This is a genomic window from Spongiactinospora rosea (assembly GCF_003315795.1).
GTDB classification, from domain to species: Bacteria; Actinomycetota; Actinomycetes; order Streptosporangiales; family Streptosporangiaceae; genus Spongiactinospora; species Spongiactinospora rosea.
Window position 1 is genome coordinate 50147 of record NZ_QMEY01000014.1, and the last position, 25451, is coordinate 75597.

At 72.0% G+C, this 25451-nt stretch carries 21 protein-coding genes; 5 read left to right on the forward strand and 16 right to left on the reverse strand.

Annotated elements, in window-relative coordinates:
• Nucleotides 1-47 precede the first annotated feature (47 nt).
• Nucleotides 48-203, reverse strand: coding sequence for a hypothetical protein (locus DP939_RS46340; RefSeq protein ID WP_158578706.1), 156 nt, complete (start codon nt 201-203; stop codon nt 48-50).
• 227 nt (nt 204-430) lie between these two features.
• Between DP939_RS46340 and DP939_RS27575 the strand changes: the two genes are divergently transcribed.
• On the forward strand, nt 431-1393 hold the full coding sequence (locus DP939_RS27575) for an NAD-dependent epimerase/dehydratase family protein (protein ID WP_113983697.1): 963 nt from the start codon (nt 431-433) through the stop codon (nt 1391-1393).
• Between the two features lie 173 nt (nt 1394-1566).
• Here the strand turns inward: DP939_RS27575 and DP939_RS27580 are convergent, their stop codons facing one another.
• The 6 genes from DP939_RS27580 to rsmA form a co-directional block, all read right to left on the reverse strand.
• Nucleotides 1567-2037 carry a TIGR00725 family protein gene (locus tag DP939_RS27580; RefSeq protein WP_113983698.1) on the reverse strand — a complete coding sequence of 157 codons (471 nt, stop codon included), beginning with the start codon at nt 2035-2037 and terminating at the stop codon, nt 1567-1569.
• A gap of 165 nt (nt 2038-2202) precedes the next feature.
• On the reverse strand, nt 2203-2496 hold the full coding sequence (locus tag DP939_RS27585; RefSeq protein WP_147268164.1) for a hypothetical protein: 294 nt from the start codon (nt 2494-2496) through the stop codon (nt 2203-2205).
• 803 nt (nt 2497-3299) lie between these two features.
• Nucleotides 3300-5069, reverse strand: coding sequence for an ABC-F family ATP-binding cassette domain-containing protein (locus DP939_RS27590; RefSeq protein WP_113983700.1), 1770 nt, complete (start codon nt 5067-5069; stop codon nt 3300-3302).
• A gap of 7 nt (nt 5070-5076) precedes the next feature.
• Complete coding sequence (locus tag DP939_RS27595) at nt 5077-6006, reverse strand: 4-(cytidine 5'-diphospho)-2-C-methyl-D-erythritol kinase (protein ID WP_199565447.1); 930 nt, start codon at nt 6004-6006, stop codon at nt 5077-5079.
• On the reverse strand, nt 5936-6844 hold the full coding sequence (locus DP939_RS27600; RefSeq protein ID WP_113983702.1) for an NlpC/P60 family protein: 909 nt from the start codon (nt 6842-6844) through the stop codon (nt 5936-5938). Before DP939_RS27600 ends, DP939_RS27595 begins: the two co-directional genes overlap by 71 nt.
• 84 nt (nt 6845-6928) lie before the next feature.
• Nucleotides 6929-7798, reverse strand: coding sequence for a 16S rRNA (adenine(1518)-N(6)/adenine(1519)-N(6))-dimethyltransferase RsmA (rsmA, locus tag DP939_RS27605; RefSeq protein ID WP_113983703.1), 870 nt, complete (start codon nt 7796-7798; stop codon nt 6929-6931).
• Nucleotides 7799-7943: 145 nt separating this feature from the next.
• On the opposite strand from rsmA, the gene DP939_RS49140 reads away from it, so the two are divergent.
• Together DP939_RS49140 and DP939_RS27615 are read left to right on the forward strand one after the other, a co-directional pair.
• Complete coding sequence (locus tag DP939_RS49140; protein ID WP_318656318.1) at nt 7944-9389, forward strand: serine/threonine-protein kinase; 1446 nt, start codon at nt 7944-7946, stop codon at nt 9387-9389.
• Nucleotides 9389-10690 carry an FG-GAP repeat protein gene (locus tag DP939_RS27615; protein ID WP_113983705.1) on the forward strand — a complete coding sequence of 434 codons (1302 nt, stop codon included), beginning with the start codon at nt 9389-9391 and terminating at the stop codon, nt 10688-10690. Before DP939_RS49140 ends, DP939_RS27615 begins: the two co-directional genes overlap by 1 nt.
• Before the next feature lie 18 nt (nt 10691-10708).
• Here DP939_RS27615 and DP939_RS27620 read toward each other — a convergent pair whose 3' ends face one another.
• Genes DP939_RS27620 through DP939_RS27630 form a run of 3 tightly spaced genes read right to left on the reverse strand, consistent with a single transcriptional unit; the run spans nt 10709 to nt 14703 of the window.
• On the reverse strand, nt 10709-11581 hold the full coding sequence (locus DP939_RS27620) for a TatD family hydrolase (protein ID WP_113983706.1): 873 nt from the start codon (nt 11579-11581) through the stop codon (nt 10709-10711).
• Between the two features lie 3 nt (nt 11582-11584).
• Nucleotides 11585-13375: a methionine--tRNA ligase gene (metG, locus tag DP939_RS27625; protein ID WP_113983707.1), complete on the reverse strand. Its 1791-nt coding sequence runs from the start codon at nt 13373-13375 to the stop codon at nt 11585-11587.
• 41 nt (nt 13376-13416) lie between these two features.
• On the reverse strand, nt 13417-14703 hold the full coding sequence (locus tag DP939_RS27630) for a glycosyltransferase family 2 protein (RefSeq protein WP_199565448.1): 1287 nt from the start codon (nt 14701-14703) through the stop codon (nt 13417-13419).
• Nucleotides 14704-14803: 100 nt separating this feature from the next.
• Between DP939_RS27630 and DP939_RS27635 the strand changes: the two genes are divergently transcribed.
• Nucleotides 14804-16324, forward strand: coding sequence for a hypothetical protein (locus tag DP939_RS27635; protein WP_113983708.1), 1521 nt, complete (start codon nt 14804-14806; stop codon nt 16322-16324).
• Here DP939_RS27635 and DP939_RS27640 read toward each other — a convergent pair.
• A complete protein-coding gene (locus DP939_RS27640; RefSeq protein ID WP_225878534.1) occupies nt 16269-17849 on the reverse strand; it encodes a dolichyl-phosphate-mannose--protein mannosyltransferase in 1581 nt (526 codons plus the stop codon). The two genes, DP939_RS27635 and DP939_RS27640, sit on opposite strands and share 56 nt — an antisense overlap.
• A 28-nt stretch (nt 17850-17877) precedes the next feature.
• Nucleotides 17878-18714: a 16S rRNA (cytidine(1402)-2'-O)-methyltransferase gene (gene rsmI / locus DP939_RS27645; protein ID WP_113983709.1), complete on the reverse strand. Its 837-nt coding sequence runs from the start codon at nt 18712-18714 to the stop codon at nt 17878-17880.
• Nucleotides 18715-18814: 100 nt separating this feature from the next.
• Between rsmI and DP939_RS27650 the strand changes: the two genes are divergently transcribed.
• A complete protein-coding gene (locus tag DP939_RS27650) occupies nt 18815-19279 on the forward strand; it encodes a hypothetical protein (RefSeq protein ID WP_147268165.1) in 465 nt (154 codons plus the stop codon).
• Here the strand turns inward: DP939_RS27650 and DP939_RS27655 are convergent, their stop codons facing one another.
• The 4 genes from DP939_RS27655 to DP939_RS46345 all read right to left on the reverse strand — a co-directional run bounded on the left by DP939_RS27655 (nt 19280) and on the right by DP939_RS46345 (nt 25411).
• Nucleotides 19280-22213, reverse strand: coding sequence for an NHLP bacteriocin export ABC transporter permease/ATPase subunit (locus DP939_RS27655; RefSeq protein WP_113983711.1), 2934 nt, complete (start codon nt 22211-22213; stop codon nt 19280-19282).
• Nucleotides 22214-22215: 2 nt separating this feature from the next.
• Complete coding sequence (locus tag DP939_RS27660; RefSeq protein ID WP_199565449.1) at nt 22216-24381, reverse strand: NHLP family bacteriocin export ABC transporter peptidase/permease/ATPase subunit; 2166 nt, start codon at nt 24379-24381, stop codon at nt 22216-22218.
• Nucleotides 24378-25136, reverse strand: coding sequence for an HlyD family secretion protein (locus DP939_RS27665; protein WP_113983713.1), 759 nt, complete (start codon nt 25134-25136; stop codon nt 24378-24380). Before DP939_RS27665 ends, DP939_RS27660 begins: the two co-directional genes overlap by 4 nt.
• A gap of 104 nt (nt 25137-25240) precedes the next feature.
• Nucleotides 25241-25411: a hypothetical protein gene (locus DP939_RS46345; RefSeq protein ID WP_158578707.1), complete on the reverse strand. Its 171-nt coding sequence runs from the start codon at nt 25409-25411 to the stop codon at nt 25241-25243.
• Nucleotides 25412-25451: the final 40 nt, after the last annotated feature.

A 25451-nucleotide genomic window follows, 5' to 3' on the forward strand; every position in this document is an offset into this window, starting at 1 on the left:
GCCCCCACCTCACAGCCACCTCAACGCCCGATCAACGCGCCCGGCCATCACATCCGCGAGACGAAGAACCCGGCGATGCCCAGCATGAGCAGGAGCAGCAGGAAAAAGATGATCGCGAGAAACGGCTTACGCTCATTCCAGGCCCATCTGAGATATCCCCCGAATAGAACAACACCCGCACCGCCGACGAGAACCATCAGCATTTCAAACGGCATTACGCCCCACTTCGATCGACTCTCAGCCGAATATCGACCAGCTTCTGTGGAACGTTACAAGAGTCACAATTGGCGGCTTCAAACTGCCGCTCGATCTGAAGTACGACAAACCACTCAGGCGCAACCTGGCCCTGTTGGCGATGAAGCGTCACCTGTCGGCGTACCGGCGGCGATCACGCAACTCACAGCGGCCGGACACCATAAGCTCATCGCCCATGCGAACCCTCGTCACCGGCGGGGCCGGGTTCATCGGCTCCCACCTCACCGACGCCCTGCACGCCCGTGGCGACACCGTCACCGTCGTGGACTCGCTGGTCACCGGCCGCGCCACCCGGCTCCCGGACGCGACGGACCTGCGGCGGATCGACATCACCGACGCCCCGGCGGTCGCCGCCGCCATACGAGAGGCCCGCCCCGAGGTCATCTACCACCTGGCGGCGCAGATCGACGTACGGACCTCGGTCGCGGACCCGGCGCGCGACGCCGCGGTCAACATCGGCGGGACGATCAACCTGCTCAACGCCGCCCGGGACATCGGGGCGCGCCTGGTGTTCACCTCCACCGGTGGTGCCCTGTACGGCGCCGCCGCGGCGATCCCCTCCCCCGAGGGCACGCCGGCCGAGCCCGAGGCCCCGTACGGCACCGCCAAGCTGTGCGCCGAGCAGTACCTCGCCCTGTTCAACCGCCTGCACGGCACCCGGCACGCCGCCTTGCGACTCGGCAACGTGTACGGGCCGCGCCAAGACCCCAGCGGGGAGGCGGGAGTAGTGTCGATCTTCAGCGGAGCCGTGTACGCCGGGCGGCGCCCCACGATCTACGGCGACGGCAAGGCGACCCGCGACTACGTCTACGTGGCCGACATCGTCGCGGCCTTGATCGCCGCGGGCGAAGCCGACCGGGCCGGAGTGTGGAACATCGGCACGGGCCGCGAGACCAGCGTCCTCGACCTGGTCGATCTGATCGCCACGGCGGCGGGCCACGAGGTCGCCCCCCTCCATGCCCCGCCCCGGCCGGGCGAACTCCAGCGCAGTGCCCTCGACTCCACGGCCGCCCGGACGGACCTGGGCTGGGAGCCGAAGATCGCCATCAGCGACGGCATCGCCCGCGTGTACTCCTGGGTCCGCGCCGACCACCCCGACCGCACCTCCGCAGGGCTCGGGGCCGCCGACGAGACATGAACACCTTCGCAGGCACGCGGCGACCCGCGAAGTTTGATTAGTTCAATTAGGCCCAAGGATGGCTTATCAAGCGCTACTTCTTGTGCCTCGGTATCAACGCCGTCCGCGGCACAGACGGCGCTCCGGAGGCAGTGCGGGCGGCACGCTGTATGGAAAGCCGGCGTTGGGGGCTACTACCAGAGGCCGGTTGCGGCAAGGGCCTCTCGGGGGGAGGAGACGTACCGGAGGCCCGGGACGGGCCGGCCGTCGTGGTCGAGGAGGCGCCAGCCGCCGAGCTGTACGACGGGGACGTTGCCGCGACGCTTCGCCAGGGCCAGCTCGGACAGGGTGCCCCAGGAGCCGCCGACGATGATCACCGCATCGCCCGAGTTCACGATGATGTTGTTGCGGGCCTCTCCCACGCCGGTCGGGATCACGATCGACAGGTCGGGATTGGCCTGCTCGCGGTCGGCACGGGACAGGATGCCCACCACCGTCCCACCCGCCGTACGAGCGCCTGCGGCCACGGCGGCCATGACCCCGCTGTAGCCCCCACAGATCACCACCGCCCCCCGCCCGGCCAGCAACCGCCCGACCTCCCGGGCGTTGGACTCATCGTCCGGACTGCAGTCCCGCGGCCCGCACACCGACACCTGGATCGCCACACCCCGATCATCCCAGCCCCGCACGCCGCATGACAGAGACCATCTGCAACTCTCCAAGAGCCGCCCGGAAAGCCACGACAACGGGCAGCTGAATACCGGGACATCCGGGACCGACCAGGTCGGGCCCGGATGCACTGTGTGGAGGCGGTCAGCGGCGCACGCTGTCTAGCGCATGACGTACAGGTAGGTCGTGAACGCCCCATCGTCTCGGCACTGATAGGCCCTCCACGACCCGATCGACATACCGATCTGCCCGACCGTGCGGCAGATTTCCTGTCCCTTTTCCAAGGGGTAGGTCGTCCACAGGTCGATCGGCCCGTCCCACTCATCAGCCGTAACGGCCGCTTGATGTATCGCTCCCGCTGGTGCCGCCGCGGCGACGCCGGCGGATGCCAGTCCGCCGCTGAGCAGGGCTGCCATCGCAGCCATGGTCACCAGCGTCTTCTTCAGCATCCTCATGCGCTCTCCCGTCGTAGGGCTCCCCGTCGCCGAGGGCCTGTTCGCCTTCCTCGGGTTCATTGCTACCGGTCGGCTGTTGTTTTGTGTCGGGGGCGCGGACTGAACAATCAAGGTGCAATCAATGGCTGTAATTCCAGCTGTCCAATCAGATGACGCTTGGCCTGCGCCGGTCTGCCGATCGACAGGCGAAATCCCGAGGACGGGGCCGGGCCCGGCAGTGTCGCCGAAATCCGGCAAAGCACATCGATGTGTTCCAGAAGTACCGGCAGTCCGAGTGCGGGGTCGCGTGGGCCGAGGCCAAGAACTTTTCGTGCAGCAGCCTCGGCCACTTGGGGGCGGTGCCCGCCGGGCGGGGTCGCAGGTCCAAACGGGCGCCTTCCAACTGACCGAGCATGGCCAAGGCGGCCTCGGCGGCGATCTCACCTTCTCGTTTCGCCTGAGGCTTTCGGCTGACGGTGGGGCGCAACAAGGCGGCGCCGTGGTCTGGAAAGGGTTCCGTCTTGGCTGATGCGAGGTACAGGGAGCGGCCACGGCGCGCGGGAAATGCCGGGCTCCGGAGCGGTATTGGGCACGGGCCAGCGGCGAGCAGGGGGCTTGCCGTACACGCGAAGCGCCACCCGCCGGAGGCGGGGACGTCGGGCGAAGCCCGACATGGAAAGCAGGGCTGAGCGAAGCGAAGACGATTAGGGGTGCCGGCGGGTCGCCGGGGCAGTACGTCGGGCAGAGCCTGGCGCGAAAAGTACGGCTGAGCGAAGCGAAGGCGGGTCGCCGGAGGCGGTCAAGGGGGCGCTGGCGGCTCCGGTTCAGTCCAGGCGGTCGGCCAGGGCGAGCCAGTCGGATTCGACTGTTTCCTTCTCGGACTGGATTTCCTTGAGCTCGGCGTCCAGGCGGGCCAGGCGTTCGTAGTCGTCCGCCGCCTCGGCCATTGCCGTGTGCAGGCCCGTCTCCCGCTCTCCCAGCCGGTCCAAGCGCCGTTCCAGGCGGGAGAGCTCCTTGCGCAGCTCCCGCTCCTCCTTCGCCGAACGCCCGTCAGACGGAGCCGGAACGGCGACCGGAGCGGACGGTGCCGAGGCGACGGCCGTGGCCCGGCGGGAGAGGTACTCGTCCACGCCCCCCGGCAGCATCGACAGCCGCCCGTCCCCCAGCAGCGCCAGCGAGCGGTCCGTGACCCGCTCCAGGAAGTATCGGTCGTGGCTGACCACGACCAGTGTCCCCGCCCACCCGTCGAGCAGGTCTTCCAGCTCGTTCAGGGTCTCGATGTCCAGGTCGTTGGTCGGCTCGTCGAGCAGCAGCACGTTGGGGTCGTCCATCAGCAGCCGCAGAACCTGCAGCCGCCGCCGTTCCCCTCCGGAAAGGTCGCCCACGGCCTTCCACTGCGCCTCGCCCCGGAACCCCAGCCGCTCAAGCAGTTGCGAAGCCGTCCACTCGCGCTTGCCGACCTTGATGTACTTGCGGATCTCCTCCACGACCTCCAGCACCCGCCGCCCAGGGTCCAGCTCCACCAGCTCCTGGGAGAGGTACGCGAGCCGCACGGTCTTGCCCCGCACCACCCGCCCCACGTCGGGCCGCACCGCGTCGGCCAGCAGCCGCAGCACGCTGGACTTGCCCGACCCGTTGACCCCGATGAGGCCGATCCGGTCGCCGGGCCCGAGCTGCCAGGTGCACCGGTCGAGGACGAGCGGCCCCTCGCCGGGCCCGCCCGCGTGCAGGGTGACGTCGAAGAGGTCGTAGACGGTCTTGCCGAGCCGGGCCGCCGCGAACCGGACCAGCTCCACCTCGTCCCGGGCGGGCGGCTCGTCGGCGATCAGCGCCTGCGCCGCCTCCACGCGGAACTTGGGCTTGCTCGTACGCGCCTGCGGCCCCCGGCGCAGCCAGGCGATCTCCTTGCGCATGAGGTTCTGGCGGCGTTCCTCGGTGGCGGCGGCGAGGCGGGCGCGTTCGGCCTTAGCCAGCACATAGGCGGCATATCCGCCTTCGTAGCGTTCGACCGCGCCGTCCACGACCTCCCACGTCCGTGTCGAGACGGCGTCCAGGAACCAGCGGTCGTGGGTCACGACCAGCAGCGCCGACTTGCGCCCCACCAGGTGCCCGGCCAGCCAGTCGATGGCCTCGATGTCCAGGTGGTTGGTGGGCTCGTCCAGGATGATCAGGTCGTGCTCGCCGATGAGCAGCCGGGCCAGCGCGGTACGGCGGCGCTCCCCGCCCGACAGCGACCCCACGAGAGAGGACAGGTCGATGTCGGCGATCAGGCCCTTCAGGATCTCGCGGATCCCCTGGTCCCCGGCCCACTCGTGCTCGGCCAGGTCGCCCAGCACCGCGGACTCCACCGTACGCGCCGGATCGAGATCGTCGCCCTGGGACAGCACGCCGACGCGCAGCCCCCGGTTGTGCGTGACCCGCCCGGAATCGGGCTGGACCGTGCCCGCGATCACCGACACCAGCGTGGTCTTGCCACCGCCGTTGCGGCCGACGACACCGATCCGCTCACCGGCGGCGATGCCCAAAGAGACCTCGCGCAGCAGCGGCACCGGGCCGTAGGCGTGGGTCACCGACTCAAGATTGACCAGATTCATCGCGCATTCAGGTTATCCCCACCGGATGACCACCGGCTCCGGCCAGAGCGCCCCGCACGGGCCCGTAGGCGGTGACGGCGGCGCGGCAGACGGCCGAACCGGTGAGGGCGCGGGCCAGGTCATCGGCCTTGGACTCCCCGGCCACAAGGAAGGCGCAGGTCGGGCCGGAACCGGAGACGATCGCGCCGAGCGCGCCGCGTTCGCGTCCGGCGTCGAGGGTGGCGGCGAGCGAGGGGCGCAGCGCCACGGCGGCCTCTTGCAGGTCGTTGACCAGCTCCGCGCCGAGCGCGTCGGCGTCGCCCTCGCGCAGGGCCGCCATCAGGGCCGGGCTCTCCTTCGGCGGCGCGGGCCGTTCGCCGCGCGCTTCGCGCAGGCGGTCACAGCGACCGTAGACGGCGGGGGTGGACAGCCCGCCCTCGGCGAGCGCGAACACCCAGTGGAAGCGTCCGCCGGTCGGTACGGCGGTCAGGCGTTCGCCCCGGCCGGTGCCCACGGCGGTGCCGCCGAACAGCGCGAACGGCACGTCGCTGCCGATCTCGGCGGCGATGTCCAGAAGCTCTTCCCGGGGCAGGCCGAGTTTCCACAGGTCGTTACAGGCGACCAGCGCTCCGGCGGCGTCGGCGCTGCCGCCCGCCATGCCCCCGGCGACCGGGATCGACTTTCTGATGGTGAGCCGGGCGGCGAGCGGCCGATCGGCGCGGGCCGCGAGTGCCCTGGCCGCTCTGATGGCGAGATTGTCCGGTCCGTCCGGTACCAAATCCGCTTCCTCACCCACGACCCGCACGGAGAAGGAATCCGCCGCGACGGCGGTGACGTAGTCGTAGATGGAGACGGCGTGGAAGACGTTCACCAGGTCGTGGTAACCGTCATCGCGCAGCGGGCCTACCGCGAGCTGCAGGTTGACCTTGGCCGGCACTCGGACCGTCACGGAGTCCATCGGGGCGCTCGTCACTCCTCGGCACGTTCCCGGCCGCGAAACCGTCGTCCGGGCCGGGTCGTATGCTAGCGGGCCCCATGTCCTCCGTGGGACTGATCGGCTCCGGGACGAGCTGCCCAGGCCCAGGCACGGGCACAGGCACCGGCGCGGGCACGGGCACGGGCGCTGGCACGATCTCGGACTTGTGCCACAGTGGCGGGCCCAGCGGAGGTGCGACGGGACGCAGTCCCGGTCGTATCGCGCCCCGGTAGCGGCGGCTGTAGTACGGCGAGGCGAGGTAGTCGGTCTTTCTGACCACGTCCCCGGTCTGCGGGGCGTGGACCATGACGCCGTCGTCCAGGTAGAGGCCGACGTGGTCGGGGTCGCCCCGGCGTTCGCCGAAGAAGACGAGGTCGCCGGGGCGCAGCCGTTTCTCGCGCACCCGGCGGCCCTGCCGGTATTGGGTGCCGGTGTAGTGGGCGATCCGGACTCCGGCCTGCGCCCAGGCGTAGAGGGCCAGGCCGGAGCAGTCGAAGCCGACCGTGCCGCTGCCCTTGCCGATGCCCCGGGTGGCGCCCTCGGCGGAGCCGCCGCCCCAGGAGAACGGCACGCCCATCATGCTCAGCGCGGCGGTCGCGGCGAGCCGTCCCCGGGCGCGCCGGGCCTCCCGCCGCGCGGTCCGCTCGGCCAGCGCCGCCTCCCCGGCGGCGTGCGCCTCGGTCCAGGCATGAGACTCGTACGGCATGACGGTGGCATAAGGGTCGGCGGCGGTGGGCGCCGGATCGGCGGGCACGTGCAGCCACATCGCCGAGCCGACCGCCGCCACCTGCGTCCACACGAAACCAGGTGAGATCATCATGCGTCAGGTATTACCCCGCGAACGCGCCGTTTACAGGGAAACCGACAGACCGTAAATGCCCATCCTTGTCAGGGAATACGCTGATCAACCATGCAATGGGCGGTGCTCGGCGACCCGTGCGAAATCGGTCACCGCCAGCCGTTCGCCCCGGCTCGACGGGTCCACTCCGGCCCGGCGCAGCGCCTCCTCGGCGGCCGCCGCGGTGCCGGCCCAGCCCGCCAGCGCGGCCCGCAGCGTCTTACGGCGCTGCGCGAAAGCCGCGTCGATCACCGCGAAGACCTCCGCCCGGGAGGCCGTGGTCGCGGGCGGCTCGCGGCGGGTCAGCGCGACCAGGCCCGAGTCCACGTTGGGCACCGGCCAGAACACCGTACGCCCCACCGGCCCGGCCCTGCGCACGTCCGCGTACCAGGCCGCCTTGACCGACGGCACCCCATACACCCGCGAACCCGGCGGCGCGGCCAGCCGGTCGGCCACCTCCGACTGGACCATCACCAGCCCCTTGCGCAGCGACGGCAGCTCGGCCAGCAGGTGCAGCACCACGGGCACGGCGACGTTGTAGGGGAGGTTCGCGACCAGGGCGGTCGGCGGCGACCCGGGCAGCTCGGCCGCCGTCACCCGCAGCGCGTCGGCGGGCACCACGTCCAGGCGTCCGGCCAGCTCGGGCGCGCGGTCGGCGGCGGTACGCGGAAGCTGCGCGGCCAGCACCGGATCGATCTCCACGGCGATCACCCGGGCGGCCTCCGGCAGCAGCGCCAGCGTGAGCGAGCCGAGCCCCGGACCGACCTCGATCACCACGTCGTCGCCGTCGAGCCCGGCGGTGCGGACGATCCGGCGGACGGTGCCGCCGTCGATCACGAAGTTCTGGCCGAGCTTCTTGGTGGGGCGCAGACCCAGCCGCCCCGCCAATTCCCGGATTTCCACCGGCCCGAGAAGGGTCACGATTCCTCTCCCCATGTCATCCACCCAAGTGTCTCGCACCGAACAGCCCAGGGTGGCCGCCAGAACCTGCACGAAGGGATCCAAGGTGGATAACGTTGTCCCACGGGGGCGCAAGGGTGACGACCACGACTCCACGCCGGGAGCGAGCGCGAATATGACCATGGACCCCGATCCCATGCGACTCACCCCCGCCGATCCGGAGGCCATCGGCCCCTACAAGCTGGTCGGCCGCCTCGGTGAGGGCGGTATGGGCACGGTCTACCTGGCCACCGCGCCGGCCGGGCGGCTGGTCGCGGTGAAGGTGGTGAAGGCGGAGTACGCGGCCGAGCCGGGGTTCGCGGTCAGGTTCCACGCGGAGGTGGACAACGCGCGCCGGGTCGCCTCGTTCTGCACGGCCCAGGTGCTCGACAACGGCGACGACCGCGACGGCCGGCCGTACATGGTGACCGAGTACATCGAGGGCCTGGCGCTGTCCCGGCAGATCACCCGGTACGGCGCGCTGGAGGCGGGCACCCTGCACGGCGTGGCGCTCGGGGTCGCCGCCGCGCTGGCCGCGATCCACGTCGCCGGGCTGGTGCACCGCGACCTCAAACCGGCCAACGTGATCCTGTCCATCTCCGGCCCGCGCGTGATCGACTTCGGGATCTCCCGCGCGCTGGACGGCACCCAGGGCATGACCCTGTCCGGCGAGCTGGTCGGCAGTCCGGGCTGGTGGGCCCCCGAGCAGGTACGCGGGCTGCCGATCACCCCCGCCGCCGACATCTTCGCCTGGGGCTGCCTCGTCGCCTACGCGGGCAACGGACGCCACCCGTTCGGCCAGGGCGACGCGATCGTGCTGGCCGGCCGGGTGCTGAACGGCCGCCCGGACCTCGGCGTCCTGCCCGCCCCGCTGAACGACCTGGTACGCCGGGCCACCGACCCCGACCCGGACCGGCGTCCGACCGCCCAGGAGCTGGTACTGGCCCTGCTGGGCGGCGGCATCACCGCGCCGGCCCCGCCCGCCGCGCAGGAGACGCTGGTCGCCGAGTCGTGGGAGCCCCCGGCCAACATCGGCCAGGACGCGACGCAGACGCTCGCCGGGTTCGGCCTGCGCCCGGCCAGGCCGAAGGGCCGCAGCCGGGTGCTCGTCGCCGCCGCTGCCGCCGTCGTCGCGCTCTTCGTGACGGGGGCCGTCCTGGTGATCACCCAGGCCCGGGACGATCCTGCGCCCGCCCCGGCCGCCGCCCGGCGGGGACCGGACATCGGACGCCGGTTACCGCTCGGCGAACCGCTGACGGGTCCGCAGCTCATCATCCCGCGCCCGGCCCAGTGCGGCCTGACGAAGTACGCGGGCGCGACTCCGAAGCGCGGCCGGTTCTGCGTGGTCCGCTGGATCCTGCTGAACCCCGGCGGCGAACTCGTGCCGCTCACCCCCGGCACGATGACCCTCTACGACGACCGCGGCGCGCCGCACGACCCCGAACCGGCCTCCACCTCACTCCCCGCCGCCCTCACCGCGGGCGCCCAGGTCAGCGGCGTGACCGTGTACGACCTGCCCCCGGCCCGCACGGCCACCCGCCTGCGCGCCGCCCTGACCGACGACACCCCCCTCACGGTGAACCTCTGATGACCAGGATGCTGATCGCGGCCCTGCTGCTGGCCGCCCTTCCGATCATGCCCGCGGGAACACGGGCCGCGAAGTGCGATCACGACGTCGCCATCGGCGACCCGTTCGCCGATGTGCGGGGGCTGGCGGGAGCAGGGGTGGTCCAGTTCGCGGCAGGGAGCCCCGGCGGGGGCACGCCGGTGCCGGTGAGCGCGCCCGACGCGGCGGCGGGCGACGCGTTCGGGTGGTCGGTGACGATCGGCCGGTTCGACGCGGACGGATGCGCCGACCTGCTGGTGGGCGCGCCGTACGCGGACGTCGGCGGCATCCGTGACGCGGGCGCGGCGTACGTCGTGTACGGCGGTACGGGCCGCGCCGACCGGATCACCGCCCGCGAACCCCAGCTGGACGCGCACTTCGGCTGGTCCGTCGCCTACAGCCCGGACGGCGGCGGCGTGGCGGCCGTCGGTGCGCCGCACGAGGACGACAACGGCGTCCACGACGCGGGGGCCGTCCACCTCTTCCCCGCCGACCGCCGCACCGCCCTGACCCGGATCACCCAGAACGGGGTGGGCGTGCCCGGCAGCAGCGAGGCGGGCGACATGTTCGGCTGGTCGCTGGCCCTGGATCGGCTCACCGGCGACCCGGCCGGGGTGGACCTGGCGGTCGGCACGCCGTACGAGAACGAGGACGGCGCGGGAATCCAGAACGGCCAGGGCCTCCGGGACACCGGCGCGCTGACGGTCCTGCTCGACCCGCTGAGCGGCGGCGGAGAGTACGCGGGGGTGCGGTGGGGGCTGGCGGAACTACGAAAAGCGGGCGAACCGGTACGCCCTGCGGCGGGCGACCGGTTCGGGTACGCGCTGGCCGCCTCGGACGGCAGGCTCGCGGTGAGCGCGCCGCTGGCCGGGGCGGGCCTGGTACACGTCTTCGCGGGCGGGCTGAAGAAGGGCGTCACGGTCGCCAGGGGCGACCGCGCGGGCGCGGGGTTCGGCTTCTCGGTCGCGCTGAGCCCGGCCACGCCGGACGACGGCGTACGGCTGGCGGCCGGCGTCCCGTACGCGGGCCCGGACGCGCGCGGCGCGGTGTGGCTGGTCCCGCTGGCCGACCGGACGGCGGGCCGCCTGATCACCTCCCCCGCCGCCGGGGCGCACTTCGGCTGGGCGGTGGCCTTCACCGGCAACCGCCTGCTGATCGGCTCGCCGGACACCGCCCCCGGCGGATCGGCGGGCCTGCTGGGCCGCAACCAGAGCGCGTCCACCCCGATCACCCCGGCCCCCGGCACCGCCCCGGTGGACTTCGGCGCGGCCATCGCCGGCTGACCCCGGCGTATCGAACGACTACCAGGGGCCGAAGGCGGCCTCGCCGTTGGACTGGATCTGGGCGGCCAGGTGTTCGGCGGGGACCGAGCGGACCTCGGCCAGGCAGCGCAGCGTGAGCGGCAGCAGGTAGGGCGCGTTGGGCTTGCCCCGGTGCGGGACCGGCGGGAGGTACGGGGCGTCGGTCTCGACCATCAGCAGTTCGGCCGGGGCGACGGCGGCGGCCTCGCGCAGCGCCGTGGCGTTCTTGTAGGTGAGCGGCCCGGAGAAGGACATGTAGTAGCCCGCCCGCGCGCACCGCTCGGCGAGGTCGGCGTCCCCCGAGAAGGAGTGGAACACCACCACGTCGGGCGCGCCCTGCTCGGCCAGCACCCGCAGCACGTCGTCGTGCGCGTCGCGGTCGTGGATCACCAGCGCCTTGCCCGCCCGCTTGGCGATCTCGATGTGCGCGCGGAACGACGCGTGCTGGTCGGACTTGGCCGCCCAGTCGCGGTAGTAGTCGAGCCCGGTCTCGCCGACCGCCACCACCTGCGGCTCCCTGGCCAGTTCCTCGATGTCGGCCAGCACCTCGGGGGTGGCCTCGTGGGCGTCGTTGGGGTGGATGGCCACCGCCGCGCGGACGGCGCGGTGGACGGCCGCGGCGTCGGCGCACCAACGCGAGGAGGGCAGGTCGTAGCCAACCGTGATCACCCGGGTGACCCCGACCGCGGCGGCCTCGGCCAGGATGCGCTCGACGGTGGCCTTGGCCGCCTGGGCGGCCTGGGCCATGGGGTCGTGCGCCGAGGCCATCCGGTTGCCGACCATCACGTCGAGGTGGCAGTGGCTGTCGAACACCTCCGCCCCGAGCGGGGCGGGCGGTTGCGGAGGGGTCAGGTCGGCCCGGCCGCGGCCCATCGCTCAGTCGCCGCCCATCCGGCCCAGCTCATCGTCCACTACCTTGGGGTCCAGTTTGGGAAACAGCGGGGACGGCGGCGCGAGCGGCGTGCCCGGCGCGATCGGCCGGTGCTCCCAGCGGGCGGCCCCGGTGTAGTCGCCGGTGATGATCGGGTAGTCGCGCCCGCCCTCCTCGCCGACCTCGCGGATCTCCGGCATGCCCGACCAGACGCCCTCGCCGCCCAGCATGCCGTGGATCTTGTTGGAGGACGTGGGCAGGAACGGCGTCAGCATCGTCTTGACGTCGTCGACCACCTGGAGCGCGACGTGCAGGATGGACTGCTGCCGCGCCGGGTCGCCCTTGAGCTTCCACGGCTCCTGCTCGGCGAGGTAGCGGTTGGCGTCGCGTACCACGTCGAACGCCTGGCTCGCCGCGTTCTTGAAGCGAGACCTGGCCAGCTCCGCCCCGACCGGCGCGAAGGCGGCCTTGGAGGCGGCCAGCAGCGCCCGGTCGGCGTCGGTCAGCTCGCCCGCCTCGGGGACGGCCCCGAAGTTCTTCGCGGCCATCGAGATCGACCGGTTGACCAGGTTGCCCCAGGCCGCGACCAGCTCGCCGTTGTTGCGGTTGACGAAGTCGTTCCAGGTGAAGTCGGTGTCCTGGGACTCGGGCCCGGCCACCGCGATGTAGTAGCGCAGCGCGTCGGCGTCGTAGCGGGACAGGAAGTCGCGGACGTAGATGACGACCTGGCGGGAGGAGGAGAACTTGCGGCCCTCCATGGTCAGGAACTCGCTGGAGACCACCTCGGAGGGCAGGTCGAGACGGCCGAGCGAGCCGGGCTTGCCGTCCCTGGCGCCCTCGCCGTTGTAGCCGAGCAGGATCGCGGGCCAGATCTCGGCGTGGAAGACGATGTTGTCCTTGCCCATGAAGTAGTAGCCCTGGGCGTCGGGATTCTGCCACCACTGCCGCCAGGCGTCGGGGTCGCCGGAACGGCGGGCCCACTCCACCGACGCCGAAAGGTAGCCGATCACCGCGTCGAACCAGACGTAGAGCCGCTTGTCGTGGCGGTCGCGCCAGCCGTCGAGCGGGATGGGCACGCCCCAGTCGAGGTCGCGGCTGATCGCCCGCGGCTGGAGGTCGCCGAGCAGGTTGAGCGCGAACTTCAGCACGTTGGGCCGCCACTCGCCCTGCTTGGCCTGCAGGTAGGAGCCGAGCGCACCGGCGAAGGCGGGCAGGTCGAGCATGAAGTGCTCGGTCTCCACGAACTTCGGCGTCTCGCCGTTGATCCGCGACTTGGGGTTGATCAGATCGACCGGGTCGAGCTGGTTGCCGCAGTTGTCGCACTGGTCGCCGCGCGCCCCGTCGTAGCCGCAGATGGGGCAGGTGCCCTCGATGTAGCGGTCGGGCAGGGTGCGCCCGGTGGACGGGGAGATCGCCCCCATGGTGGTGCGGGGGAAGACGTATCCGTTGTCGTAGAGGCCCTTGAAGATCTCCTGCACGACCGCGTAGTGGTTGAGCGTCGTCGTGCGGGTGAACAGGTCGTAGGACAGGCCGAGCGCGGTGAGGTCTTCGGCGATCACCCGGTTGTAGCGGTCGGCCAGCTCACGGGCGGTCACGCCCTCCTTGTCGGCCTGCACCTGGATGGGCGTGCCGTGCTCGTCGGTCCCGCTGACCATCAGCACCTTGTTGCCCGCCATCCGCTGGTAGCGGCTGAAGACGTCGGAGGGCACGCCGAACCCGGAGACGTGCCCGATGTGCCTGGGCCCGTTGGCGTAGGGCCAGGCGACGGCGGTCAGGATGTGCTGGGACTGGGACATGTACTAAGCCTAGAGCCCCGGGGCCGTCCGCCCGAACCGGATTACGCCTTCGCGGGCGCCGATTCCCCGGCGGTCTCCACAGCGGTCTCCCCGGCGGCCTCTACAGCGGCCTCCGCGGCGGTCTCCTTGGACACCTGCTCGGCGGCCTCCTCCGCGGCCGAGGCGGCGACGTCGATCGGGGTCTCCTTGGTGCGGCGGATGCCCAGGATGCTGATGAACAGCGCGGCGAACACCGTCTGCAGGCTCATGATGAGCGCGGTCGCCGAGGGCACCACCAGGCGCAGCGACTCGCGCGGGTCCAGCTCGCCGAAGCTGCGTACCTGCCAGTGGACCAGCGAGGCGACCAGGCCCGCCAGACCGGCCAGCGCCAGCAGGCCGCCGGCCACCAGGCCGCGTTCCAGCGTGATCACATCGACCAGCCGCTTGATCCTGCGGTCTTCCGGCAGGAACCCCTCTTCGGCCGCGTACACCTTGGTGAACAGCGCGAACAGCACCGCCTGGAAGCCGATCACCACCGCGGCCGACGCGCCGACCAGCGTATCGACGTCGAAGGCCAGCTCGCCGATCCACACCGGCCCGAACGCCAGCGCGGTGCCCGCCACCACGCCGAGCACCATGAGCGCGAGGCCGGGCAGGAAGAACAGCCAGCGCGGGCTGTACAGGAGCAGGAAGCGCAGGTGACGCCAGCCGTCCCGCCAGGAGCGCAGGTGCGGCGGGCGGGAACGGCCATCCGGGGAAAGCGTGGTCGGCACCTCGCGGACGTCGAGACCCTGGAGGGTGGACTTGACGACCATCTCGCTGGCGAACTCCATGCCGCCGGTCTGGAGCCCCAGCCGGAGGATCGAGTCGCGCCGGAAGCCGCGCAGCCCGCAGTGGAAGTCACCGATCGCGGAGGGGAAGAACAGCCGCCCGACGAACGACAGCACCGGGTTGCCGAGGTAGCGGTGCAGCGGGGGCATCGCGCCGGGGGCGATGCCGCCCTTGAAGCGGTTGCCCATGACCAGGTCGGCTCCGTCGCGGAGCTGCTCCACAAAAGGGAGCAACGCGGTGAAGTCATAGGAGTCGTCGGCGTCGCCCATGATCACGTAGCGTCCGCGTGCCGCCCGGATGCCGCCGATCAGCGCGTTGCCGTACCCCTTCTCCTCCACGTGGACGACACGCGCGCCCGCGTCTCTCGCGAGTTGCTGCGAACCGTCGGTACTGCCGTTGTCCGCGATCACGACCTCGCCGTCGATGTCGTGTTCGCGCATGCACGTCAGTGCTTTGCGTACGCAGGTCTCCACGGTCTCCGCCTCGTTCAGGCAGGGCATGACCACGGTCAGTTCCACGTCTCAACCCTTCGTTCGCGGCACGTGCAATTTCACTATGATGCCCTCTGACCGGCCGTGTCCGGGTCAAGACCGCCAAACGGCTGGCATCCTTTAACTCATGGTGGGCGTTGTTGAGAGGCCGCGGTTGAAGATGCCCGCGGTGGGCAGGGGCATGCGTCTGCTCGCCATACTGCGATGTCATCGATGGTTCGCGGCGGCGTTCGCGCTGGGCGGGCTGCTGCGTGTCGTCGCCATGCTCGGCTACCGGCCGGCGCTGTGGTTCAACGACTCCTATGAATACGTCTCGGTCGCGCTGCACCCCTACCGGCCGCACCCGATCCGCCCGAACGGCTACGGCTTCTACCTGATGGCGCTGGAGCCCGCGCACAGCTTCGGCTTCGTCGTCTTCACCCAGCACCTGATGGGCCTGGCCACCGCGCTGCTGGTCTACCTGCTGCTGCACCGCAGGTTCGGGCTGCCGGGCTGGGGGGCGACGCTGGCCGCGGTGCCGGTGCTGTTCGACGCGTACCAGATCCAGCTCGAACACCTGATCATGTCGGACGCGCTGTTCATCCTGCTGGTGGTGGGCGCGATCACGCTGGTGCTGTGGCACCGGAAGATGTCCTGGCGCATCGGCGCGGCGATCGGGCTGATGCTCGCGTTCACCGTGCTGACCCGCACCATCGGGCTGGCCATCCTGGGCCTGGTCGTGGTCTACATGCTGATCAAGCGGGCCGGGTGGCGGCCGATCGTGGCCATGGTGGCGGCGTGCGCGGTGCCGGTGCTGGGCTATATGGGGTGGTTCGCGTCGGCGTACGGCAAGTTCGGGATGACCAGCAGCGACGGGCCGATCCTGTACATGCGCACGGCGCTGTTCGCCGACTGCCACAAGATGGGCGTGGACAAGCGCGACCTCGATCTGGCGCTGCTGTGCATCGTCGTGCCGAAGGAGAAACGCGGCAGCTCCGGGCAGGGCTTCCTGTGGTGGAACCAGCAGGGCCAGAAGTTCCACATCTTCCCTGCGGGCAGCAAGTTCAGTGTCGAGATGAACGAGAACGCCAGCCGGTTCGCGATGCGCGCGATCACCTCGCAGCCCGGCGACTACCTGACGGTGGTGGCCCGCGACTTCTTCCGCGCGTTCCGCTGGGACCGCCCGGTCTACCCCGACGCCAACACCTACATGCAGTACGAGTTCCCGCGCGCCGAGAAACCGCTGCCCAACTGGGAGCTGTACCGCGGCCGGGCCGACTCCGACGCCTTCAAGTACGAGCACGGCTCGGCCGCCACCCGCATCGTCGCGCCGTGGGCCGACTTCATGCAGGGCTACCAGCGGGCGATCCACCTGCCCGGCATCGTGCTCGGCGTGGTCATGCTGATCGGCCTGTACGGCGTGGCGGTCCGCTGGCGCAGGCTGGGCGGGCCGGTCCTGTTGCCGTGGCTCGCCGCGGTGGGCCTGATCCTGGCCCCCGCGGCGACCGCGGAGTTCGACTACCGGTACGTGCTGCCCGCCGTGCCGCTGGCGTTCCTGGCGGCGGGGATCACGCTGCGGCACGGCGTACGCCTGCCGCGCGCGCTGCGCCGGGCTAGTGCGCGACCCAGCTCTGCAGCATCATCCGCGCCTGCCACTGCTGATACGTGATCAGGTCGCCGGTGAGCACCGGGTGCAGCCAGCCGAAGTTCACCACGACGAGCAGCGCGAACGCGCCGACCGCCGCCGCGCCGATGGCCTTGCGGCGGGCGGGCGCGTCGGCCGGGCCGATGATCAGGCCCGCCGCCAGCACCAGGGCCAGCACCATGAACGGCAGCATCGGGGCCATGTAGAAGTCGTACATCGTGCGGTTGTCGGCCACGGCGTAGTAGAACCACGGCAGCCACCCGGCGCCGAACGCGCCGAGCACCGCACCGGCCCGCCAGTCCCGCGAGGCGACGTACCACGCGATCATGGCGAGCAGCGCGACCAGCGCGCCGAACCAGATGGCCTGCGTCCCGGCCGCGTGGATGGCCTGCGAGCAGGGGCCCTCGCCGCACTTGCCCTCCGAGCCCTGGTAGTAGAACAGCACCGGGCGGATCAGCAGCGGCCACTCCCAGGGTTCGGAGGAGTAGTCGTGCTGGGTCTGCAGGCCGGTGTGGAAGTCGAGCACCGACATGTGGTAGCTCATCAGCGAGCGCAGCGAGTCGAACAGCCAGTAGAAGGGGCTGCCCTGCGAGGCGGCCTGCGCCCAGTTGCGGCCGTAGCCGTAGGGGGAGGCCAGCCAGCCGCTCCAGGTCATCAGGTAGGTGACGGCCGGGGCCAGCGCCATGGCGGCGAGCGCGGTCGGCAGGTCGCGGCGGGCCACCCCCCGGTACGGCCGGCGCAGCCCGGCCGCCCGCCTGGCCCCCGCGTCCCACAGCAGCGACATCAGCGCGAAGACCAGCAGGAACCAGATCCCCGACCACTTGACCGCGCAGGCCGCGCCCAGGCACAGCCCGGCCGCCAGCCGCCAGGGCCGCGGGCCCAGGTACGGCCCGTACCGGGAGAGCGGGCTCGCGGCACGCCAGGCGGCCAGTGCCTCCCTGGACTGATCTCGATCGACCACCAGGCAGGCGAATCCGGCCAGCACCCAGAACATCAGGAAGATGTCCAGCAGCGCGGTGCGGCTGAGCACGAAGTGCATGCCGTCCAGGGACAGCAGCAGCCCGGCCAGGCAGCCGAGCAGGGTGGAGCGGGTCATCCGGCGGGCGACCCTGGCCAGGATCAGGATGGACAGCGCGCCGGCCAGGGCGGCGACGAACCGCCAGCCGAGCGGGGTCATCCCGTACAGTTGCTCGCCCGCGCCGATCATCCACTTGCCGAGCGGCGGGTGGGCCACGTATTCGGCGCAGGGGGTGGCCTCGGGGGGCGTGCACTTCTCCCAGATGTTCAGGTCGCCGCGCAGGATCATCTTGTCGGCGACGGGGTCGGTGACGCTGCCCAGTGCCTTGCGTTCGACGCCGAAGTTGACCAGGGCCCAGCCGCCCTTGGCGTAGTAGGTCTCGTCGAACATGAGCGAGTGCGGCAACGCGAGCCCGGCGAACCGCAGGTAGGCGCCGAATAACGCGACGCCGAGGGGGGCGATCCAGCCCCAGCGGTCGCCGCCCGGCAGGGGCGGTATGAGACGCCGGGGAGAGATGTGGGCAATAGACACGAAACGCACCCTATGTGGCGTTGATCCGTCAGGCACGATGAACGACGTCGTACAGCTCCCGTTTGGGAACGCCCGCCGCCCTGGCGACGTCGGCCACCGCCTGCTTGCGCGGCACCCCGGTCGCCGCCAGCCGGGCCACCTCCTCGGCGAGCGCGGCGAGGTCGGGCGGCCCGGCGGTGGCGGTGTGCCCGGCGACCACCAGGGTGATCTCCCCCTTGACGCCCGCCTCGGCCCATTCGGCCAGCTCACCGAGGCCGCCCCGGCGTACCTCCTCGTAGGTCTTGGTCAGCTCCCGGCACACGGCGGCCGGGCGCTCGGTCCCGAACGCCTCCGCCATCGCGGCGAGCGTGGCCGCCAGCCGGTGCGGGGCCTCGAAGAACACCATCGTGCGCTCCTCGGTGGCCAGGGACGTGAGCCGCCTGGTCCGCTCCCCCGGCTTGCGCGGCGGGAAGCCCTCGAAGCAGAACCGGTCGCTGGGCAGCCCGGACACCGCCAGCGCGGTCGTCACCGCCGACGGGCCGGGCAGCGCGGTCACCGGTACGCCCGCCTCCACGGCGAGCCTGGTCAGCCGGTAGCCGGGGTCGGACACGCCCGGCATCCCGGCGTCGGTGATGACCAGCACGGTCGCGCCCGCGCGCAGCGACTCGACCAGCTCGGCGGCGCGTTCGGCCTCGTTGGCGTCGTAGTAGGACACCACCCGGCCGCCGATCTGCGCGCCCAGGTCGGCGGCGAGCCTGCGCAGCCGCCGGGTGTCCTCGGCCGCGACCACATCGGCCCCGGCCAGCGCCTCGGCCAGGCGCGGCCCGACGTCGCCCACCCGCCCGATCGGCGCGCCCGCCAGCACCAGCTTCCCTTGCTCCGTCACGCCCCTATCTTTTCAGGGGGTTCAGCGGAGAATGGCACATCACCGCCGCCGGGCACGGGTTCCCCTTGCTCACGCCTGGAAGCTACCGCACTCTTGTCCAATGGCTCCCGAAAAGGCGTACGGCGTGCTGTTCTTCGGCAAACCCCCGTCCGGGGAGGACATCCCCGAGGACGAGATCCCGGGCCGGTTACTCTTCGACCGCACCCCGGCCTACGGGCCCCGGGCGGCGGTCTACGTGGACCAGATCAGCGTGCACTCGACGGGGCTGGTGATCCACATGGAGTGCCGCACCCCTGGCGTGGAGGCCGATCTGCAGGAGATGGTGCGCGGCGCGTTCCGCGTCGGCGTACGGACCGGCGGACCGGCCCCGCTGATCGTGACCTTCCGGGCATCGGGCCGGGGAAACGCCCGGTCGATCGGTTACTGGGCGGCGCCCCTGCCGCCCCCGGGCGATTGGCACCTGTTCGCGAAGTGGCCGGACCAGGGGATCGACCACTGCGAATGGCACATCTCCGCCGCCGCCTTCGAGGCCGCGAAACGGGAGATCCGGCCTCTCTGGAGCTGATCAGATGGCCTGGGAGCGAGCGAGGCGGTGGAACAGCCCGTCCGGGCGGGCCAGCAGCTCGGCGGGGGTGCCGATCTCGGCGATCCGCCCCTCGGACATGACCACCACGCGGTCGGCCCGCAGCACGGTGGACAGCCGGTGCGCGATCACCACGCGGGTCGCGTTCAGCCGCCGGGTGCTCTCGGTGACGATCGCCTGCGTCTCGTTGTCCAGGGCGCTGGTCGCCTCGTCGAAGAAGAGGATCCTGGGCTGCCGGATCAGCGCCTGCGCGATCATGAGCCGCTGCCGCTGGCCGCCGGACAGCGTCGGAGCGCCGTCGGCGAGCGGCGTGTGCATGCCCATCGGCATCCGCTTGATGTCCTCTTCCAGCCCGGACGCCCGCGCGGCGGCCCACGCCTCCTCCACCGAGTAGGGTTCCGCGCCACAGATGTTGCTGAGGACCGTGCCCGCGAACGGCTGCGCGTGTTGCAGCACCACGCCGCACTGCCGCCGGACCTCGGCCAGGTCGAGCCGGGCGAGGTCGGCCCCGTCGTAGCGGACCGTGCCCGACGTCGGCCGCTCGAAGCCGATCAGCATCCGCAGCAGCGTGGACTTGCCGCACCCGGTGGGGCCGACCACGGCGACGAACTCACCCGAGTTGATCTTCAGCGAGACGTCGGCCAGCACGAGCGGCCCCCGCTCCGCGTACCGGAAGGAGACCCCGGCCACCTCGATGTCACCGGTCAGCGCCTCCGGCACGACGCTCGCCGCCGCCACCTCCGGCGGTTCCACCAGCAGCGGGCGGACCTTCTCGAACATCGGGTACACCTCCCCGGCCGCCGAGACCGCGGTGACCACCTGGGTCATCGCGGTCAGCATGGCGGTGAACGCCATCAGGAAGGTGACGAAGTCGCCGAGCGACATGGACCGCGCGGCGGGACCGGCCAGCATCAGGAACAGCAGGAACGTGCCGGCCGGCACGGACACCGCGTTGATGACCGTGATGACGATCTGGCTGCGTTCCAGCCTCCGGTACAGTTCGCGGCTCTCGGCGAACACCGCCGCCCACCGCGCGTACGCGTAGGTCTCCGCGCCCGCCACCCGCAGCTTGGGCAGCCCGCGCAGGGTGTGGAACACCTGGTCCGACAGCCCGTACTCCACTTCGACCAGCCTGCGCTGCCAGCGCAGCCGCCGCACCGCGAGCCGGGCGAACACCGCGGCCTGCGCCCCCGCGAACGCCACCGCGAGCAGCCCCAGCGGACGGCTGCAGGCGATGAGCAGGCCCAGGTTGACCAGCCCGAGCAGCGCGGCGTTCAGTACGACGGTGGCGATGCCGGTCAGCCGCGCCCGGATGGCGTTGATGCCGAGCGCCGCGTTGGCCAGCTCCCCGGTGGAGTAGCGGGCGAAGAAGGAGGTGGGCAGCCGCAGCAGCCGGTCCCACACCGCGGCCTGCAAGGTGGCGTCCAACCGGCCTTCCAGCCGCAGCATGGCCACCGAGTTGACGGTCGCGAACGCGGCGGCCACGATCCCGGTCATCACCAGCGCCAGGCACGCCTGCACCAGCAGGTCGGTGCGGGCCGCCAGGACGTACTCGCCGATCACCCGCCCGGTCAGGATCGGGACCGCCAGGCTCAGCGCGAACGCCGCCAGCCCGCCGAGCAGCAGCCGGGCCAGGTCCGCCCCCGCGCCGCGCAGCCCGAACCAGAGCAGCCCCGCTCCCCCCACGCCGTCGTGCGGCAGCGAGCGATAGAACATGACGGCGTCGGAACGCAGGTCCCGCGCGCTCTCCTCGGTGACCCGCGCCCGGCGTCCGTCCGGATGCGCGATGTCGTAGCCGCCGCGCCGCCACAGCAGGGCGACCGGGCCGCCGTCGTCGGCCCGGTGGGCGAGCAGCGGCCCGGACTCGGACCGCCACCACTCCCCCGCCAGGCGGACCGGCCGGGTGCGGATGCCCGAGGCCACCGCGATCCTGGTCACCGGGTCCACCCGGCTGTGCGCCGCGCCGGGCGGCGGCGGCCGGACATCGCTGATCCCGGCCGCGCGGCCCACCAGCCGGCACACGGCCAGGGCGGCGTCCACGTCCCCGGCCGGAACGGCGGGCCGCCGGGCGGGCGTGGCCTGGGCGACGTCCCGCAGCGCCGACACCGCCTCGCGCAGCGCGCCCTCGTCCGCCTGGCGTCCGGCCTGGAGGCGTTCGTCGGCGGTGCGGCGCTTGCGGTCGATCCAGCGGTCCACCGCGGCCATGTACTCGGCGTGCTGCCGGGCCAGAAGTTCCCACACGACGCCCTTGGCCAGCAGGTCGCCGGTCTGTCGCAGCACCACCTCGGCGTCGGTGACCGCGGTGATCACGTCGCCGGGGGCCAGGACGACCAGCTCGCCCGCCTCCCGCTCCGCACCCGCCTGGACGCGCCCGGAGTCGACCACCGCCCAGGCCACGCCGTCCCCGGCCCGGGCGACCTGGCCCGCCACCAGGTGTACCGTCCGGCCCTCGGCGTTCATCGGCCCGGCTCCGGCGTCCTGCGGCCGGATGCCGTCGCGCAGCAGCGTGATCCCGTGCTCCACCGCCGCCGCCAGCGCCTCGCGCCGGTCGGGCGGCAGGCCGGAGCCGGGCAGGCGGCCGAGCCGCCACAGCGGCACCCGGCGTACCCGGCAGCCCGGCTCGGTGCGCAGCACCAGCGCGTGCCGGGTCGTGCGGGCGGAGCCGGGGATCACCGCCTCGGCCGTCACCCGGCCGACGAAGTGCCAGGCGCCCCGGCCGACGGGATCGACGGCGAACAGGTCGGCAGGCCCGCCGTCGATCACCCACACGAAGTGCTCCCCGCCGAGCATGACGTGCCGGGCCGCGCCGACCTGCACCTCCTCGCCGAGCCCGGCCAGCAGTCCGGTCTCCTGGGTGGGGGCGGCCTGACTCCTGGGGGCGCGGAGCCGCCGGGTTCCTCCTTGGTCGTCGGCCACGGTCAGCTCTCCCGGATCAGGGCCGCGTAGACGCCGTCCTGGCGTACCAGGCGGTCGTGGGTGCCCCGTTCGACGACCCGTCCGGCGTCCAGGACGAGGATCTCGTCGCTGTCGCGCACCGTGCTGAGCCGGTGGGCGATCAGCACGCACGCGCAGCCGCGCCGCCGCAGCCCCTCGATGATCCGGGCCTCGGTCTCGGCGTCCAGGGCGCTGGTCGCCTCGTCCAGGATCAGCAGGCCGGGCGAGCGGACCAGGGCCCGCGCCAGTTCCAGGCGCTGGCGCTGCCCGCCGGAGAAGTTGCGCCCGTCCTGTTCGACGAGGCTGTGGATGCCGCCGGGCCGGGCGGCGACCACCTCGTCCAGCTTCGCGTCCCGCAGGGCCGAAAGGACGTCCTCGTCCGGGATCGACGGGTCCCACAGGGTGACGTTGTCGCGTACCGTCCCCTGGAACAGGTGGATCTCCTGGTCGACGAACGCCACAGAGGCGGTGAGCAGGTCGCGGCCCAGCTCCGCGCGCGGACGGCCGTCGATGAGGATGCGGCCCTGCCACGGCTCGCCGAAGCCCGCGATCAGCCTGCTGACGGTCGATTTGCCGCTGCCCGAGCCGCCCACCAGGGCGATCTGCTCACCGGGACGCACCTCGAACGACAGCCCCTGCAACCGTGGCGGCGACAGCCGGTCATAGCCGTAGGTGACGTCCTCGAAGCGGAGGTGGCCCGCCAGGCGGCCGGGGCCGCCGTGGGCGGGCAGGGCGAAGACGGCGTCCTTCTCTGTGGACTCGACGTCCCGGAGGCGGGCCAGGTGAGCGGCCGTGTCCTGCATGCGCGGCACCAGGCCGACCAGTTCGCCGACCGGCCGGTTGAAGCCCGCGAGCAGCGTCTGGGCGGCGACGAGGGTCCCGATCGCGATCCGGCCCTCGATGGACGCAAGGCCGCCGAGCAGCAGGACCGCCACGGCGGACAGCGTGGTCAGCAGCATGCCGAGCGCGGACAGCAGGGCGAGCGGCTGGGACACGCGTTGCTGCTCGGTGAGCAGCGCGGCCTGCCGGTCGCCCCAGCGGCGGAAGTAGCCGCGTTCGCCGCCGGTGGCCTTCATGGTCTCGATGAGCTGGAGGCCGCTGAAGGCGACCGCGTACAGTTTGGCCCGTTCCACGTTCAGGCGCGCGACGGCGGTACGCCGCATCCGCACCACCGTGCGGATCAGGATGACGTTGAGCAGCGACGCCGAGATCCCGGCCAGCGCGAGCAGCGGATCGTAGATCCACAGCAGCGTGGCGTAGCAGCACACCATGATCACGCCGGTGACGGCGGGTGTGACGGTACCGGTGAGCGCGGCGGCGACGGTGTGGTTCACGGCCAGGCGTTCGGCCAGGTCGGCCGGGCTGCGATGGGCGAAGAAGCCGATGGGCAGCCGGAGCAGGCGCCGCATGAAACGGGCGCTCCACACGGTGGAGACGTACATCTCGACCTGGAGCAGCCCGGTCTGTTCGAGCTTCAGGAGTACGACGCTGAGGAGCAGCGTCCCGGCCATGAAGGTGAAGAACGGCACGACGTGGCTCGCGCCGCCGGGCGTCAGCACGGTGTCCACGAAGCCCCGGACCAGCGCCGGGGACACGACGCTCAGCGCGGCCAGCAGCAGGCTCGCCAGCAGTGCCGCCGCCAGCGCGGGATAGACCCCTTTGAAGCGGTCCCGGACGTCCGCCCAGATTGACGGGCGGCGGCCGCCTGGCCGGAAGTCCGGCCCCGGGCTCATGGTCAGCACCACGCCGGTGAAGCTTTCGCCGAACTCCTGTTCCGTCAGCACCCGGCGGCCCTGGGCGGGGTCGTTCACGTACACGACCGGCCTGCCCCGGCGGCGTCCGTACCCCTCCCACACCAGGTAGTGGTTGAACTCCCAGAACAGGATCGCGGGCGGGCTCAGCCGGGCGAGCGCGGCGGGGCTCATCTGCTTGCCCGCCGCCACCAGGCCGAACGTACGGGCTGCGCGCAGCAGCTGACCGGCCTTGGAGCCGCTGCCGGAGACCGCGCACAGCACGCGCAGCCGCTGGAGATCGACGTGCCGGTGATGGTGGGCCAGGATCATGGCGAGCGAGGCCGCCCCGCACTCCACGGCCTCCATCTGCAACACCGTCGGGGTACGTACCGGGCGGTGTGCGGTGGAGCCGGTCACGGGAGTATCCAGTCGATCGGCCGGGTCGGGGGGCTGAGGATCGCGCCGGTGACCGGGGTACGCGGTGGTGTGGTGCTTGCTCGGGTCAGCTCCACGGTCACCCGGTGGACGGGACCGGGGCCGCTGACGAGCCGGGCCATGCCCTCGTCGCCCACGAACGCCGCCACGTCCTTCGAGGTCCAGATGGCCGGATCGACGGCCTTGACCCGGCCGCGCAGTATCCCCGATGCCCCTGCGGCGGGCTCCATCGTCAGATCGACCCGGCCGCCCGCCCGGACATCGGCCGCCTGGCCGGTGGGCACGAACAGCACCGCCACCGGCCGGTCGTCCGGGCCGCCCGCGTACTCGGCCACGGCCAGCGTCTCCCCTGCTCGCACCACCTGCCCGTGGCGGACGGGGACCGAGAAGACCCGCCCCTGGGCGGGCGAACGGACGACGACCGTGGCGCCGCCGCTGCGGACGGCGGCGACCCGGCCGTCGCGCGGTACCACGCCGCCCGGTTTCACGAAGACCTCGGAGACCTGGCCGCCCCTGATCGCCTGGATGGGGAAGCCGCCCCGGGGCAGGGTCAGCAGGCCGCGGGCGTTCACGGACGTGTGGAGGGTGCCGGTGAACGCCCAGACGGCGCCGACGACGACCACGAGGGCGAGGGCGGCCAGCACGAGCCAGGTACGCGGGCCGGTCAGCCGGACGGGCTGATCGAGGACATCCGGGGCCTGGGCACGCGCCATCGCCTCGCTACGGAATTGGATCATCGTCGGTGAACCCTGGTGGGGGCTTGCTCAGCCGGTGATCCGGCTGATGGCGTGCATCTCGTTGTCGTGCTGGTGGACCCGCATCTGGAACTCGGGGCTCCAGGTCAGATGTAGCTCTTCAGGTTGTCGCTGAGGAGTTTCTCCGCGCGCGGGTTGATGATGGTGTCCTGCTGGCTCTGGAAGGCCCAGGCGCCGCTGACGTTGTCGAGTTCTTCGTCGGAGAGCGGCGCCTCCGTGATGTCGTCCTGGTTGGCCTGCTCCGGCGCTGCCGACATGGCATGTCCTTTCCCCGCCGGCGATCCGATCGCCGGGCAT